Here is a 15,697-nt window from a genome sequence, read left to right as displayed (position 1 = left end):
GGTCGAAAACCATTTTGGCTTGGTATGGTTATTTGGTTTTTATTAATGGTCATGATATTTAGTTTGCAAACTTTTTTGTTATTTTCTCCTTATATTTTACTGTTATTGGTCATTTTGTTGCTCTACCCATTGGCGACAATTACATGATCGTGGTAAATCTGGTGGCTGGTTGTTGTTGTTATTGTTGGCTTTTGTGCTATTTTCTATTGACGTTAGTTTATTCACCCCTTTTTGGCAGTGGGGGATTGGACGATTTCTACCTTTCACGAGTTTCGCACCAATAAAAAAACGCGCTATTTTTAAGTTTAATTCAGCATGATATATAAATAGACAAAACCTTATAAATTAAATACAAATTATTGTAATTTAATAAAATTTATGTGTTTTAGTAACTTACAGATTAACCATTGCTTTTAAGCCATTTCTAGAACTTTATATGCCTGTGCGAAACTCGTGCCTTTATTTATTGTTACCATATTATTTTTAGATTGTGGTAGTTTTAAAGGTCAGTATAAAGCAAATCGTTATGGTAAAAAAACTGAACAAGTTGACTATCTCAGCTGATTAATTTTTATTTACCTCGGCTTACCAATATTGTTCACTGGTAATGTGCCCCGCTTTACGGCGTAAGTGTTTATCCATCCCTCTTTGTATTTTTAGTAGTTGTTGGGTATCTTTAACCATTTGTGGATTACCGCAAAGCATAACATGGCTGGTTGTGGGATCAATTTTTGCCTTTACTGCTTGTTCTAGCTGTCCGCTTTCAATTAGTGCTGGAATACGGCCGGTGAGTGAGCCAGTTTTGTTTTCGCGACTGACAGTAGTTTGGATCTTCAATTTTCCCTGATATTTTTTCTCAAGAGCTTTCATTAATGGTAAGTAACTCAGATCTTCCGCGTAACGTACCGCATGTACCAGGATAATTTGGTTAAATCGGGCTAAATTTTCGTCAAATTGCAAAATGGATAAAAAAGGCCCAATTGCGGTACCTGTTGATAGCATCCAAAGCGTTTCACAATCAGGTAGTTCTTCTAACACAAAAAAACCTGCTGCCTCTTCAGTGACATAGATAGGATCACCGGGTTTCAATGCTTCAAGGTGTGGGCTGAGTTTTCCTTCCGGTACGGTGACGAGATAGAATTCTAATTGATTATCATTGGGTGCGTTAACATAAGAATAGGCGCGTTGGATACGCTGGCCATTGATTTCTAGCGCAAGTTTAGCATATTGCCCCGCAATAAACGGTTTAATTGGCGCTTCGAGGATCAAACTAAATAAGGCATCTGCCCATTTATGGTTTTTAATAATTTTTCCTGTTACCCAATTCGCCATACTAGTGGCCTCCCAATGTGTCAAATAAAGCGTTAATGTTTGGTCATATTATGTCAAATCTAGGCAAAACCATTATCGATAATGTGTTTTAACTATTCAGTTAAATTATGACTCTTTCATTATGATATAAAATTGTACAGTTATGTTTACAAAATAAGTCAATTAGATTCGGTTAGGTGGAAAAAATAATTTAATTGGTTAACTCGAATTTTTTTTATAATTTGTTAGATTAATTGATATTAACATACAGATTTGATGGGGCTGTTTTTCTTTAAGCCTAAGATATTGTAACCTTTTTTAATACATTGATTATTAGAGAAAATTAGAACACTTCAATTTGCTATTAATGCTCATTGTTTTAATTGCTGTCGGGCAGATGACGCAGACAATTTATGTCCCCGTTATTGCAGAAATTGCTGCCTATTTCGCTGAACCTGATGGTGCGGTGCAAAGCGTAATGGGAGCGTATCTGCTATTTTATGGTTTTTCACAACTATTTTATGGACCTATATCCGATCACGTCGGTCGTCGCCCGGTTATTTTAGTCGGTTTAATTATTTATTTGATCGCAACCATAATCGCAATTTCCGCACCTTCATTAAAGATCTTGATTATTGCCAGTGCACTGCAAGGTTTAGGTGTCGGTGTTGCCGGCGTGATGGCAAGAACTATGCCGCGTGATCTTTGTATCGGAACCGCATTGCGTTATGCCAATAGCATATTGAATATGGGAATATTACACGAGTTTCGCACCAATAAAAAAACGCGCTATTTTTAAGTTTAATTCAGCATGATATATAAATAGACAAAACCTTATAAATTAAATACAACTTATTGTAATTTAATAAAATTTATGTGTTTTAGTAACTTGCAGATTAACCATTGCTTTTAAGCCATTTCTAGAACTTTATATGCCTGTGCGAAACTCGTGTATTAGTTAGTCCGTTACTGGCACCGATGATTGGCGGTGGTATTGCCTATTTTTTGGGCTGGCATGCAACTTATATTTTCCTGTTTTTATTGGGTAGTTTTGTCTTGATCAGTATGTGGAAATGGTTGCCTGAAACTTGCCCGCCCGCATCTGAAAAAAGAAATATGCTTTCTGCTTATTATTCGTTGCTATCAAATCCTACCTTTGATGCTTACCTAGTCATATTAATTGGTGGACTGGCGGGTGTTGTGGTATTTGAATCAAGTAGTGGTGTATTGTTGGGGGGAGTATTAGGTTTATAATAGTATTACCGTCAGTATTCTACACGAGTTTCGCACGGGCATATAAAATTCTAGAAATGGCTTCAGAACAATAATTAATCTGTAACTTGCTAAGACGTATAAATTTACTTAAATTACAATAAGTTATTTTTAATTTATGAGATTTTTTCTATTTATATATTATGCTGAATTAAACTTAAAAATAGAGCGCTTTTTTATTGGTGCGAAACTCGTGTTCTATTTATTTTGCCTATTCCTGCGGCATTTTTGGGTGCTTGGTATGCCGGGCGCGAAGGAAAAACTTTTTATCAGTTAATGTGGCATGCCGTTTTTTGTTGTGTTTCTGCGGCTATTATCATGTGGTTACCAGGTTGGTTTGGATTTATGAATGTGTGGTCACTGTTGATCCCTGCCGGACTTTTTTTCTTTGGGGCAGGTATGTTATTTCCATTAGCTACCACCGGAGCAATGGAGCCTTTCCCTTATTTAGCGGGTGCCGCCGGTGCACTGGTTGGCGGTTTGCAAAATGTAGGTTCAGGTGTGGCGGCTTGGTTGTCAGCCCATTTACCCCAAACTGGACAATTCAGTTTGGGGATGTTGATGTTTGCTATGTCTATCCTTATTTTATTATGCTGGTTACCTCTGGCATATAAAATGGATAAAAATTAACACCTATTTAATAAATATATTTAGATAATAAAATTAGCTGAATATGGGTTTTGTCACGCAATCGCTATATGATTTTTGTTGGTGAGACAAGCGCTCTTCAAGCAATCTAGAGGTGATTATTTCTTCTATACTGTGAGAAAAACGCTGATCTGTCAGTAATTCAGCTAATATAAGGTTGCCCTTTTCTGCTATGTCGCTTGATTTTGCTGCTTTGTTATTTCTGTTGTCAGCGACTTGTTCCCTAATTGATGGTGTGACCATTATAGGCTCTTGGTCATATTTGCCAGCTCTGTTTCACTATTTTCACCGTTATAAAGGATCTGTTCTTCGATATCTACAATCAAATGATTGGGATTGATTAATTGGATTGGCGTAAAACTGTCGGATGGTTTGGTTACAGTTGCTGCTGGATCCTTTGTTAACTGTAAGGGCTTAGGTAACCATGCGATGGGGTAGCTTTCTGACGAATTAATCGGCATGGCAATTAAATTTTCTTTTGCTATCGGCTGATAATTTTCTTGCCCTACTGGGCGCCAGGTTAATTCTACACGAGTTTCGCACCAATAAAAAAACGCTCTATTTTTAAGTTTAATTCAGCATAATATGTAAATAGATAAAACCTTATAAATTAAATATAACTTATTGTAAATTAAGTGAATTTATGCATTTCAGTAACTTGCAGATTAATCATTACTTTCAAGCCATTTCTAGAATTTTATAGGCCTGTGCGAAACTCGTGTCTATAGTGTCCCAATATTGATCACCAACCGGTGGCTATTGGTGCTCCAGAACAGCCAAATAGGATAATGTTTACCTGCTTCCAGATAGATTGTTTGATTATCACGATAGTCTAGCGTGTGAAATCGGTTTTTGTGTTGGATATAAACCCGTCCCATATCATCGGCTTTAAATTTTAACTGATAATGATTGGTTTCAGTTGGTGCCAGAAAGCCAGAAAAAATCCACAACGTGGGTTTCAATTTTTTGCCGTTTAACACGTTAGACTTAAAATCAGCATCAAATTTGCCAAATTTTTCTTTTCCCATCCAATAATTAGGAGAATCTCCTTGCCACCGTTTGGCATAAAGAGGAGCGTTATTTAACCACTGTTTTTTATTTAGTAGTGTATTAAATTGAGATTGCGTCAGACTTCTGTTGCCTAAATCTAGCTGACTGAGATCATAAATGCTTAAATTTAATCCACCATGTTGCGACCGATCGGGAACCTGATAATGGTGTTTAAAAGTTTGGCTTGATCCTGATGGGTAATTTATGGTTGCGGAAAAGATTGTTGCTCCATGGCCGATTAATTGGCCGCGATGATTAATAACTTTCGGATCAGATGAATGCCAGTTAATCGTCCCTTGTTGAAAAGATTGAGGTAGTGCTAATGATTCTGTTGCAATGGTTTTTTTCTGTTGATAAGGGGTAGTAAATAGGTGTGAATAGGCAATATCTTCTTGGGGAAGAGACAGCGGAAAAATTTGCTTTTTGAGTACTTTTCCGTCTAACCATTCGGCTTTTAATGCACTGGCTGGGTGATATTTTGTCAGTGTGGCTGTGCCATTTGCATAAATTAATGAGTCCCCTTCTGTAATTGACCAGCGAATTGCTTTACCTTGCCAGTAGTTAACTAAACGTAGTGGGTGTGAAATGCTAAATTCGCTACGCTGATCAAATAGTGTGTTAGCAAGCGCATCAGGATTAGTATAACGATAAACAGAACGATTACTTAATTGACCTTAGGGGGCTTCAAGGATCTCGAAACGTACCAGTTCACCTTTGTTAGCAATATGCAAACTTAGCGATTGTACTGAGGTTGCCGGTATTTGCAGCAACTCGGTCAAAAATCCTTGCTCTGTGGCGTAAGTTATTTTCAATGCATATGGGTAATGTTTCTGTAATGGGCGCCCTTTTGCAGTGAGAAAATTGTGGTAAGGCTGAGGGAGTTACCCTGGGTTGTAAAAACCTTTAGCTGATTCTGTGGATGGGGTTCGGTATTCGGTTTCAGTGTTTGGCCGTTATGTTGTACCAGATGGCCGGTGATCCAGTAAACAGGTTTATTATGCTGGTAAGCGAGGCTTTCTTCTTCGATATTATACTGTTGATGATTATTCTTTGTCACTGTAACCCACTGCTGAAGAGTTTTATCCCATACTTGATAGAAACCTTCTCCGGCAAAGCCACCATCTTCGCTATCTACACCCGTTATCTGATTGGGATACCATTGATATTGCTGTTCGACAAATTGATAATTTTTCGCAGTATTATGATCAGAAAAAAATGAAAACACCTGTCCAGGTAATAGTGAATCGTTACCACCGTGCATCGGATCGGTATTAGGATAGTAATTATTGTTATTATCAATAGAAAAGTTTGGCAAATATTGTTGAGTAACTTGATCATAACCCCAACTTGCCTGATAGCCTGATTTATAAGGATAGTTGGGATCGTTTATGCTATGAGGGCGGCCTATAGCGTGGCCGATTTCATGAATAAAAATACCAGCGCTCGCGCGGCCACCACCTTGCTGTCCGCCACCTAGACCACCATAGGGATTAGGAAAAAAGGCGACATAGCTTATTTCGTTATCACCGATATTAGCTTGCCGTAAATGTTGAGCTGAATTATAGCTGGTTGGAATAGCACCTTTAAATCCGCCATTATCGGCGTGAGGATCACTGCCTGGCTCGTTTTTGTTGCCAGTATAAACAGCAGGAAATCCATCTTCAAAAGAAGAAAACTGTTCAAATGCGACACTAGGGTAAGAATAAAGAGTGAGTTTTTTAATGGGCAATTTAGCCACTATTTCATTACCCCATTGATCTATGTTGTCGTTAATAACCCCATCATTGCCGTTAGGATGAGCTATTCGCATGATACGCAGAGTTAAATTTAGATCAGCTCCAACTTTAGGTCGAAATGCAAATGTTTTTTCTTGATAATGAGGTAAATCAAGCGGTTGGCCATTGGCTGTCAGAGTAATCGAAATCCCCGGTTTTATCCATTCTTCTTTGAGTGGTGCTATATAACTATCTTGATCGTTATGACTCCTTTGGCTAGCAAGATTATCCTGACTGGGTAAATCAAGTGATGTGGGTAGCTTTTTATCACCGGTTAATAGAATACGACCTAATTCATAACCATCACCATCATGAACGATTGCGGTAAAATTTGGTGCCGGCGCGCCAGAGATGCTACTGGCATTAAGTTTAATTAATGCCCAGCGATTCTGGACAAGTTGTAAATAAGGATCTTGAGGACGAAATACATGGGTTTGAGCAATAAAAACATCATGTAACTTAAAATCAGCAGGGATAGGCTGGTGATTAGCAATAGGTTCCTGATAATCAGGTGTTTTGAGCGTGAAGGTTTTAACGGTTGGAAAAAAAGGAATGGGTGCCTGATCATGTTGCAAAATGACGGCAATAGGACGACTGATATTACCAGCCCGATCGATTGCTTGAAGATGAAATTGATCATAACCTCGAAAACTATCATCGTAGGCTGGCTGATATTCCCATTGCCCAGTTGTGCTATCTATTTGTGCTGTGCCGAAATGCGGGGCTGCCAGTAATTGCCATGACCATCCTTGATGTGCTATTGACTGTGGTAATTGACCACGGATAACGCCAAGTTTGGCTTGGGTAGCATAGTTATTAGGTGTGGCAATGCCTGACATTTTTATTAACTGATCATAACTGCGATGGGTTTGTAACACAAACTCAGTTATCGGGCGACCTTGATGATCATTGATTACCAGCTGTTGATAGTCGCTATCCCATTTAATCTGGATATCATCATTACCCATTAATTTATTAAGTCTATTTTCTAATATTTTTGCTAACTGTTGATTATCAAATTTAGAAGGGAGTGCTAAGTTAATATCGGTATAAAAAAGAGGTGCATTTTTCATTGTTCCATTTAAGGCAAAAGAAAAATGGGTTATGCGATGGCGTTGTGAAGCATCGTAAGAAAGGCGATAATCAGTGTGGCCAAAGGGTGATAGCTTTTGCGATAAAATAATTGGCGTGATAGCGGCGGTTTTACCTAGCACTAGTGTTTCGACTGTTCTTTTGTGTGGATCGGTAATAATCAGCTGGCGATCATAGTAAATCACTTGCACACCCTTGTGTTCAGGTAAATTACGATTGATGTGCTCCTCCATTGCAGCAGCAAGTGTAGTACCTGAGGTGATATTTTCCAGTGGCATATAGGCAAGATCTAAGACCAGATTACCAGCACTATCTCGCATGCGGATAGAAAAGACCGTGGCTTGACTTGCTACTTGATCGGTAAAATTGAGCATTTGATAAGCAAAAATTATTTTTTGTTGGCCAAAATGCCACTTTTGGTTAGTAAGATTATTTAATGATATTGGTGGCTCTTCAGATGGAGTAGCAGAAGATGTTGTTTGATGTTTTTTAACCAGATTTTGCTTGTCAATGAGCTCAGCTACAGTGAGCTTCTGCTGCCATAGAGGATCATCTCCTTCACCATATATCGTTATTTCAATTGGATTATATGGATTAATTTCGTTTGTGATAGGCAGATTTAATTGCCAATTACCTTGCTCATCATATTTGGCGTGATAATATTGATTACCATACACGAGTTTCGCACGGGCATATAAAATTCTAGAAATGGCTTCAGAACAATAATTAATCTGTAACTTGCTAAGACGTATAAATTTACTTAAATTACAATAAGTTATTTTTAATTTATGAGATTTTTTCTATTTATATATTATGCTGAATTAAACTTAAAAATAGAGCGTTTTTTTATTGGAGCGAAACTCGTGCCATATTTGATCTGAATAAAAACTAGATTAGTTTGTGTGTTTATAGGTAATGCTCGATCGGTGGATATTTCACTTTCTAATGTAGTGGAAGTTATATTTTTACATTGATTGTGATTGTTATTAAATTTTTCAAATGAAGTCTGGCAAACTAAAATATTACCCGACAAATTTATATATTGATTTTTTTTATACAATAATAAGTTTTTTATATTTACATGTAATTTATTATGGTTTTTTGAAGTAATAAAAGAATTGTTATTCATAATTTATTTTTTTGTGTTATTTAATTAATAATCAATCTGACACATCGAAAATTGATATTCGATGAAATATTTGCAGACTAAATGATAGTGAATGGCTAATCTATTTTCTTTTCATGACAAACACCTCATATAAATAACATAATGATTATTTGATGTTTTTTATATTATAGGCATAAAAATGACAATTAAAATAATTCGTTTTTGCTAACCTTAGTGAGGAGTTATATATTTTTATTTTTTATTAATTATTTGTATTGAATTAATTATATTTTTTATATAAAAATAGCAGTAATTATTTACTGCTATTTTATTATTTATCGATTTTAATTGAGATTAAGTGTGTTCTTCCCAATCTCTGGTGCGGGAAACGGCTTTTTTCCACCCGTTATATTTATAGTTAACCTGAGTTCGGGATAAGCATTATCAATTATACTTGAAGATACGTACCTGCAACAGGTATCTTTGGTTTAGATGGCATTAAACAATATGCAACCAGTCCGCCTAATAAATTCACTACAAAGTTAGCCGGAGAGCGATGTCGCGTATGCTCTATTTGACAAAGATTTTTTAACTCATCAAATACCGTTTCAATGACAGAACGATGACGCAAGATGGCTTTGTCGAAACAAGTCTGTTTAATAGGCTTCATTTTCTTCTTGATATTCGTTATAAGGCTAATTCCCATCGTTTTGAGTTGCTGTTTCAGTGAAGCCGATAAATACCCTTTATCTGCGTACAAACAACCAGAAAGATCCTTTGTCAGCTCAGGCAATGGTTTCCGATCATCGGTGTTTCCTGGTGTGAGTCGAAAACTGAGTATTTCCCCCAAATGATTGATAATTACATGAAGCTTGAAACCAAAGAACCAACCTGTTGAATTTTTTCCCCGTTCAGCTATCCCATTGAAGACTTTATGTCTGCGGATCCGTAAGTTATCACACACCGCTATCGGAGTAGAATCGGCAACCGATAGCCCCGTGCATTTTCCCTTAATTGACTCAAACAGTGCCGTTAACGCTAAGGCACTACGCGGAAGTAACTCTACACAGCGTGAATAGGATGGCAAGTTAGGAAATTCCTTCCGGAGATATAAGCGGACATAATAGAGATAAAATACCTTGAATTGCCTGAATCGGAGTTGATGAAACAACACAACCAGTGTCATCATTTCCGCCAACGAAAGCTGAGTAGACCGTCTACGACGCTTAGTACCGTTAGTCAGCAAATATTCATGCATTTTTGGCTCGAAGTCTTTGCAAAAATCATCCATCAGGCAATAAAGTTCAGTAAGATTTTCCATAATTGTTTAACAATGCTCTACTCTTTAACCAGACTGTTAGAGTATTTTAACAAAACAGGCTCATTCAACTATTTGAATATCAAGACTTTCTCTTTATTTCTTATCCCGAACTCAGGTTATAGTTACGTTCAGTGGTTTCAATTCCAGGAGTGAATTTTTTTTCAATACGCATTTTTTCTTTAATTTCATCCAAATCTTGCCAGAAACCAATAGCTAGCCCAGCAAGTAAAGCTGCACCTAATGGTACTTTCACGAATAATAGGACGCTCTACGTAGGCTCCTAGGATGTCAGATTGGAATTGCATCAAGAAATTATTGGCGACAGCACCGCCATCAACACGCAATGAACTCAGGCGCATATCTGCATCTTTTTGCATCGCTTCCAGAACATCACGCGTTTGGTAGGCAATAGATTCTAATGTTGCACGAATAATATGGTTACGATTGGCGCCGCGTGTTAAGCCAAAAATCGCACCGCGGGCGTAAGGATCCCAATAAGGCGCGCCTAAACCTGTTAGAGCTGGAACGACATAGACGCCGTTATTATTTTTGACTTTATTAGCGAAATATTCAGAATCGTTAGCATCATCAATTAATTTCAGTTCATCACGCAGCCATTGTATAGAAGCACCTGCCATGAAAACGGCACCTTCTAGGGCATAATTCACTTCACCTTGTGGGCCACAGGCAATAGTAGTTAGTAAGCCATGATCGGAAATTTTGGCTTTTTTGCCGGTATTCATTAATAGGAAACAGCCGGTTCCATAGGTGTTTTTAGCCATTCCGGGTTGGACACATAACTGCCCAAAAAGGGCGGCTTGTTGATCGCCGGTCATTCCGGCTATTGGTATGCGTGTTCCACCTTTACCACCAATATTGGTTTTCCCATAAATTTCTGATGATGGACGTACTGTTGGTAATATGGCGCGTGGAATATTAAAGGCATCGAGGATTTTTTGATCCCACTCCAGCTCATGAATGTTAAACAGCATAGTACGAGATGCGTTAGTATAGTCAGTAACATGGATACGCCCTTGTGTCATTTTCCATACTAGCAAAGTATCAATAGTCCCAAAGAGTAACTCGCCATTTTTTGCTCGTTCATAGGCTCCGTCAACATTCTCCAGGATCCATTTAAGTTTGGTACCGGAGAAATAAGGGTCAACTACTAAACCGGTATTTTCACAGATATATTTCTCCAATTCTGAGTTATTACGCTTTAGTTCGGTACAGAAATCAGCAGTACGACGACATTGCCAAACAATCGCATTATAAATGGGTTTACCGGTTTTCTTTTCCCAAACTATAGTAGTTTCGCGTTGATTGGTTATACCAATTCCGGCAATTTGATCACTGCGAATATCAGAAATGGCTAATGCTTCAGCTAAAGTAGCACTTTGGGGTGCCCAAATTTTTATTGGATCATGTTCTACCCAACCTGGCTTTGGGTAAATTTGAGGAAATTCACGTTGAGAAATATTAATAATATTAGCATCATGATCAAAAATAATGGTTCGCGAACTAGCGGTACCTTGATCAAGTGCGATAATATATTTTTTTGTTGTTGGTGTTTCAGTTGTCATAATAATTGTCCAATTTACTTCATATTATTTTTTTGAATTATTTTTGCGTTTATTTTTTGTTTTGATTTGCCATAGTAGGTAAATGGTAGCCAATCAGTTTGCGATAAGCAAAAGCATCGAGAATAGCGCCAACAAAAGGTGCAGTTAGGGGAATTATGTAATAAGGGAAATCTCGTCCACCGGTTAAGGCAATATCACCCCAACCAGCCAGATCAGCTATTAGTTTGGGGCCGAAATCGCGAGCAGGATTTAATGCGAAACCGGTAAGTGGGCCAAATGAACCACCAATAACTGCAATCAGAATACCAATAAGTAGTGGTGCTAGTGGGCCACGGGGTATGCCATTGTTATGATCTGTTAAACTTAATATCATACAAACCAAGATAATAGCAATAACAACTTCAACCAGAAATGCCTGTAGGACGCTAATTTGGCCTGCTGGATAAGTAGAAAAAACGCCGGCAGTAAATAAGCTTGCTGGTGAACCACGTACTATATGGTGTAATTTTTCATAATCTAGAAATAGTTCGAAGTACAACCCATAAACGAGTGTGGCAGCGACGAAGCCTCCCAGCATTTGTGCAATAATATAAGGCAGTACTTTTTTTCTATCAAAATGGGCAAATAACCAAAAAGTAACGGTAATCGCCGGATTTAAGTGCGCTCCTGAAATACCTGCCGTAAGGTAAACGGCTAGAGCCACGCCAAATCCCCAAATCATACTGATTTCCCATAAACCTAGTTGTGCGCCTGCAATACGCGTAGCAGCAACACAGCCCAGGCCAAAGAAGACCAGTAAGGCAGTACCTAAAAATTCAGAGATACATTGACCTGTCAGCGTTGGTGAAGTAATTTTACTCATATGTTTATCCTACAAAAGTATGCATACTAAGCAATAAAATTGGTTTTTTATTTGTTATTTCCTAAGGAAACTCTGAAGGAATTTATCGTTAAATGAACGTAAACGGAAATAATGGGATCAAATATGTTGGATCACTTCAAAAAAATGAGCGAAATCGCTCTGATAAAGTGATCGAACTGACATTCTAGTTGATGTATTTTTTTGCAATTAGTTGGATAAATAGAAATAATTAAGGTTAAATCGACATTTATCGAGAGCTTTCAACTAGACAGGCGTAAGAAGGCTACTTACAATCGTAGCATTGCTAAAAAAGGGGACGAAAGAATGTCATTTGAAGTTTTTGAAAAGTTAGAAACTAAAGTTCAACAAGCTATTGAAACAATTGAGCTTTTGCAGATGGAAGTTAATGAACTTAAAGAGAAAAATAATATTTTGTATCAAGAAGTAGCGAGTGCTAAAGAGAAACATGGAACGCTGGCTCATGAAAATGAGAATTTAAAACAAGAACAGCATGCTTGGCAAGAGCGTTTACGCGGTCTATTAGGTCGAATGGAAGATGTTCAGTAATCGTCCGATATTTCATTACATTAGCAAAAAATAGAAATAAGGGCAAAATTTGTTGCCCTTATTGCTACTTAATCGATAGATATTGAATAATACAACAATGTTTGTTTTTAGCTGAAAGAGTATTAGTCTTCAATATCTTGATCGTTGTTTGACTCATCATCTAAAAGTAATGGATGCTCGGAAAGGATAATACCGGTATTATCTGCGTACAAATAATCTTCTGTAAAGAATGTGACGCCACCAAAATTGACTCGCACATCACTTTCTCCGATACCCTCACTGGTACAACCTACCGGAATGGCAGCGATTGCTTGAATACCGATATCTAATTCTGCCAATTCATCAACCTGACGTACTGCACCGTAAATAACAATGCCTTCCCATTGGTTTTTCATGGCAAATTTTGCCAATTCAGCATCAATTAGCGCCTTACGTACAGAGCCGCCACCATCAACTAATAGGATCCGACCCTCCCCCTGTTCTTCCAGTAAATCGTAGATGATGCCGTTGTCTTCAAAACATTTCACTGTTACGATTTGACCACTAAATGAAGTACGCCCGCCAAAGTTAGAGAATAAAGGTTCTACAACATTCACCTCTTCTTGGTAGATATCACAAAGCTCGGAAGTATCATATTTCATAGGATTTCGGTCTATTTTAAGTACAAGGGAAGTTCAGTATATCCTTATCTGGTTATTTTTTGCAAAAACATAGCTGATAAAAATACTGAGAAAAATCAAAATTACAATAATTAATTTAAAATAAGTCCAACAGAAAATAGAATATTAGTCAGCAATGCCGCTTTTACCATATTTTCCAATAAAGGTTTCATACCCAGCGGGGTGGTGGTATCATGGATAACTCTCTTTATGTGGTTTAGTAACATCGGTATAGCGAGCAAAAATAACCAACCCGTCCAGTGATGAAGATATAACAAGCTAAACAGAATTAAACAAAAAATGGCAATTAAGATGAGTGCCGCATGATACTTTCGAGCGCCTTTAGTGCCTAATCTAACAGCCAAGGTATTTTTACCGGCTTTAATATCATTTTCTATATCACGCATATTGTTAACGTTTAGTACTGCTACTGACAGCAATCCACAAGCGGTTGCTGGTAATAATATCATCAAATTAAAGTGGTTAGTATGCAGATAGTAAGTTCCGATCACACTTAACCACCCAAAAAAGATCAACACTGAGATGTCGCCAAGCCCCAGATATCCATAGGGTTTTTTCCCCACGGTGTAGGTGATGGCTGCTATTATAGCGATAACGCCGAGTATCAGAAAGCCAATAATATCCTTTGGCATTCGACAAGCGACTATGATCAGAGTTAAGCCACATAAACAACAAATAAAGATAGTGATTTTTAGGGCAACTTCCATTTCTGCCAGGCTAATAATTCCTTTTTGTATACCTCGTAATGGCCCCAATCGTTGCTCGGTATCACTGCCCTTAATCGCATCGCCATAATCATTCGCCAGATTGGATAGAATTTGTAGTGCAGCAGCAGTGAGTAAAGCTAATAATGCAATAGAGAGGGTAAAAGTGCCAGACCAATAAGCTAATGTAGAACCCATTATAATTGGCGCAATACCCAACGGAAGTGTTTTGGGGCGTAAACTTTCTAGCCACGCCTGTATTTGTATAGGCTTTCTTGATGTGATTAAATTCATGTAATTAATCCACAAGTTTGTTGTTATAAAAATAATGGGAGGCTTAGCCTCCCATCCAAGATTATAATCAGCAAAGTTAACGACGCCAGATTATAAAATAAATCGACTCAGATCTTCATCAGCAACTAGTTCATCTAGATGCTTAGCTACGTAATCAGCGTCAATTATAATGTCTTGACCATTGCGTTCACTAGCATCGAAAGAGATGTCTTCCATCAATCGCTCAAGAACGGTATGTAATCGACGAGCACCAATATTTTCTGTTTTTTCATTTACTTGCGATGCTGCTTGAGCAATTTTATTAATACCTTCTGGCGTAAATTCAATGTTTAAACCTTCGGTTGCCATCAATGCTTTATATTGTATAGTTAAAGAGGCATTTGGTTCAGTTAAAATACGGTTAAAGTCTTCTGCCGTCAACGCTTGTAGCTCGACTCTGATGGGTAATCGGCCTTGTAGCTCCGGGATCAAATCCGATGGGCTGGCAACCTGGAATGCACCAGAAGCGATAAACAGAATATGATCAGTTTTTACCATCCCATGTTTAGTAGAAACGGTGCAGCCTTCAACTAAAGGTAGCAAATCACGTTGTACACCTTCTCGAGAGACATCAGGGCCAGACGTTTCACCATGTTTACAAATTTTGTCGATTTCATCGATAAAAACAATGCCGTGTTGTTCAACTGCATCAATGGCTTGCTGTTTTAGTTCTTCTGGATTGACCAGTTTTGCTGCTTCTTCTTCGATCAATATTTTGAAGGCTTCTTTGATCTTCATCTTACGGGGTTTATGTTTTTGCCCTGCCAGATTTTGAAACATAGATTGCAATTGACTGGTCATTTCTTCCATACCAGGAGGAGCCATAATTTCAACGCCTACCGGTGTAGTAGTAACCTCAATTTCAATTTCTTTATCGTCCAGCTTACCTTCTCTTAGTTTTTTACGGAAAGATTGACGTGCGGTAGAAGGTTCTACATTAGGATCAGGTTGTACCCAATTATTTTTAGCCGGAGGTAATAAAACATCAAGAATACGTTCTTCTGCCAGTTCTTCTGCTCGGTAACGGTTTTTTTTTATAGATTGCAGGCGTACCATTTTTACAGCAGCGTCAGTCAAATCACGAATAATAGAATCGACCTCTTTACCCACATAACCGACTTCAGTAAACTTTGTTGCTTCTACCTTGATAAAGGGAGCATTAGCCAGTTTTGCCAAACGACGGGCAATTTCAGTTTTACCCACACCAGTTGGGCCAATCATCAAAATATTTTTCGGTGTTACTTCCTGACGTAGTGCTTCATCAAGTTGCATACGACGCCAACGATTACGTAGCGCAATAGCGACAGACCGTTTTGCTTTGTCTTGACCAATAATATGATTGTCCAATTCACTGACAATTTCACGAGGCGTCATTTCAGACATGTTTAAAT

General features: G+C 37.9%; 14 protein-coding genes and 2 pseudogenes. 5 read left to right on the top strand and 11 right to left on the bottom strand.

The window, feature by feature from the left end:
• The first annotated feature begins 91 nt into the window (after positions 1-91).
• Positions 92-319, top strand: coding sequence for a hypothetical protein (locus V3224_RS30005; protein WP_442890618.1), 228 nt, complete (start codon positions 92-94; stop codon positions 317-319).
• Positions 320-585: 266 nt separating this feature from the next.
• Here the strand turns inward: V3224_RS30005 and fpr are convergent, their stop codons facing one another.
• Positions 586-1,332: a ferredoxin--NADP(+) reductase gene (gene fpr, locus V3224_RS13710; protein WP_334471148.1), complete on the bottom strand. Its 747-nt coding sequence runs from the start codon at positions 1,330-1,332 to the stop codon at positions 586-588.
• Between the two features lie 346 nt (positions 1,333-1,678).
• Here fpr and V3224_RS13705 point away from each other — a divergent pair, with 346 nt between their 5' ends.
• The 3 genes and pseudogenes from V3224_RS13705 to emrD form a co-directional block, all read left to right on the top strand.
• Positions 1,679-2,110, top strand: a complete 432-nt coding sequence (locus tag V3224_RS13705) for an MFS transporter (protein WP_442890616.1) — start codon at positions 1,679-1,681, stop codon at positions 2,108-2,110.
• Between the two features lie 179 nt (positions 2,111-2,289).
• Positions 2,290-2,565, top strand: coding sequence for a hypothetical protein (locus V3224_RS13700; RefSeq protein WP_442890385.1), 276 nt, complete (start codon positions 2,290-2,292; stop codon positions 2,563-2,565).
• Between the two features lie 213 nt (positions 2,566-2,778).
• Positions 2,779-3,213: pseudogene (gene emrD, locus V3224_RS13695) on the top strand (multidrug efflux MFS transporter EmrD); the annotation flags it as partial.
• A gap of 33 nt (positions 3,214-3,246) precedes the next feature.
• Here emrD and V3224_RS13690 read toward each other — a convergent pair.
• The 7 genes and pseudogenes from V3224_RS13690 to V3224_RS13660 form a co-directional block, all read right to left on the bottom strand.
• Positions 3,247-3,474: a hypothetical protein gene (locus tag V3224_RS13690; RefSeq protein WP_334471147.1), complete on the bottom strand. Its 228-nt coding sequence runs from the start codon at positions 3,472-3,474 to the stop codon at positions 3,247-3,249.
• Entirely contained in the window at positions 3,474-3,692 is a 219-nt protein-coding gene (locus V3224_RS13685; protein ID WP_334471146.1) for a hypothetical protein, read from the bottom strand. The genes V3224_RS13690 and V3224_RS13685 overlap by 1 nt, the downstream gene beginning before the upstream one ends.
• Positions 3,693-3,953: 261 nt before the next feature.
• Positions 3,954-4,259, bottom strand: a complete 306-nt coding sequence (locus tag V3224_RS13680; RefSeq protein WP_334471144.1) for a PA14 domain-containing protein — start codon at positions 4,257-4,259, stop codon at positions 3,954-3,956.
• An 830-nt stretch (positions 4,260-5,089) separates the two neighbouring features.
• Entirely contained in the window at positions 5,090-7,825 is a 2,736-nt protein-coding gene (locus tag V3224_RS13675; RefSeq protein WP_334471142.1) for a M66 family metalloprotease, read from the bottom strand.
• An 879-nt stretch (positions 7,826-8,704) separates the two neighbouring features.
• The gene (locus V3224_RS13670; protein WP_334467716.1) at positions 8,705-9,577 is read right to left on the bottom strand and encodes an IS982 family transposase; all 873 of its coding nucleotides are present in this window, start codon (positions 9,575-9,577) and stop codon (positions 8,705-8,707) included.
• A gap of 100 nt (positions 9,578-9,677) precedes the next feature.
• A pseudogene (gene glpK / locus V3224_RS13665) lies at positions 9,678-11,160 on the bottom strand (glycerol kinase GlpK).
• A 49-nt stretch (positions 11,161-11,209) separates the two neighbouring features.
• Positions 11,210-12,022, bottom strand: coding sequence for an MIP/aquaporin family protein (locus tag V3224_RS13660; protein ID WP_334471140.1), 813 nt, complete (start codon positions 12,020-12,022; stop codon positions 11,210-11,212).
• A 324-nt stretch (positions 12,023-12,346) separates the two neighbouring features.
• Between V3224_RS13660 and zapB the strand changes: the two genes are divergently transcribed.
• Positions 12,347-12,589 carry a cell division protein ZapB gene (zapB, locus tag V3224_RS13655; protein WP_032116028.1) on the top strand — a complete coding sequence of 81 codons (243 nt, stop codon included), beginning with the start codon at positions 12,347-12,349 and terminating at the stop codon, positions 12,587-12,589.
• Between the two features lie 122 nt (positions 12,590-12,711).
• Here the strand turns inward: zapB and rraA are convergent, their stop codons facing one another.
• The 3 genes from rraA to hslU form a co-directional block, all read right to left on the bottom strand.
• Positions 12,712-13,230: a ribonuclease E activity regulator RraA gene (gene rraA / locus V3224_RS13650; protein WP_032116029.1), complete on the bottom strand. Its 519-nt coding sequence runs from the start codon at positions 13,228-13,230 to the stop codon at positions 12,712-12,714.
• Positions 13,231-13,340: 110 nt separating this feature from the next.
• A complete protein-coding gene (locus V3224_RS13645; protein WP_334471136.1) occupies positions 13,341-14,267 on the bottom strand; it encodes a 1,4-dihydroxy-2-naphthoate polyprenyltransferase in 927 nt (308 codons plus the stop codon).
• A gap of 90 nt (positions 14,268-14,357) precedes the next feature.
• A complete protein-coding gene (hslU, locus tag V3224_RS13640) occupies positions 14,358-15,689 on the bottom strand; it encodes an HslU--HslV peptidase ATPase subunit (RefSeq protein ID WP_334471134.1) in 1,332 nt (443 codons plus the stop codon).
• Between the last annotated feature and the right edge of the window lie 8 nt (positions 15,690-15,697).

It is taken from the genome of Arsenophonus sp. PmNCSU2021_1 (genome assembly GCF_036919435.1).
Taxonomy (GTDB): Bacteria; Pseudomonadota; Gammaproteobacteria; order Enterobacterales; family Enterobacteriaceae; genus Arsenophonus; species Arsenophonus nilaparvatae.
The sequence above is the reverse complement of the archived record's forward strand: the minus strand, read 5'-3'. Positions and strand labels throughout refer to the sequence as shown.

Excerpts from the sequence above, each read along its gene's own strand:
- V3224_RS13690 (WP_334471147.1), bottom strand. The coding sequence starts at position 3,474 with ATGGTCACACCATCAATTAGGGAACAAGTCGCTGACAACAGAAATAAC.
- V3224_RS13685 (WP_334471146.1), bottom strand. The coding sequence starts at position 3,692 with ATGCCGATTAATTCGTCAGAAAGCTACCCCATCGCATGGTTACCTAAG.
- V3224_RS13700 (WP_442890385.1), top strand. The coding sequence starts at position 2,290 with ATGATTGGCGGTGGTATTGCCTATTTTTTGGGCTGGCATGCAACTTAT.
- rraA (WP_032116029.1), bottom strand. The coding sequence starts at position 13,230 with ATGAAATATGATACTTCCGAGCTTTGTGATATCTACCAAGAAGAGGTG.
- V3224_RS13705 (WP_442890616.1), top strand. The coding sequence starts at position 1,679 with ATGCTCATTGTTTTAATTGCTGTCGGGCAGATGACGCAGACAATTTAT.
- V3224_RS13660 (WP_334471140.1), bottom strand. The coding sequence starts at position 12,022 with ATGAGTAAAATTACTTCACCAACGCTGACAGGTCAATGTATCTCTGAA.
- V3224_RS13645 (WP_334471136.1), bottom strand. The coding sequence starts at position 14,267 with ATGAATTTAATCACATCAAGAAAGCCTATACAAATACAGGCGTGGCTA.
- hslU (WP_334471134.1), bottom strand. The coding sequence starts at position 15,689 with ATGTCTGAAATGACGCCTCGTGAAATTGTCAGTGAATTGGACAATCAT.
- zapB (WP_032116028.1), top strand. The coding sequence starts at position 12,347 with ATGTCATTTGAAGTTTTTGAAAAGTTAGAAACTAAAGTTCAACAAGCT.
- V3224_RS13680 (WP_334471144.1), bottom strand. The coding sequence starts at position 4,259 with ATGGGAAAAGAAAAATTTGGCAAATTTGATGCTGATTTTAAGTCTAAC.
- fpr (WP_334471148.1), bottom strand. The coding sequence starts at position 1,332 with ATGGCGAATTGGGTAACAGGAAAAATTATTAAAAACCATAAATGGGCA.
- V3224_RS13670 (WP_334467716.1), bottom strand. The coding sequence starts at position 9,577 with ATGGAAAATCTTACTGAACTTTATTGCCTGATGGATGATTTTTGCAAA.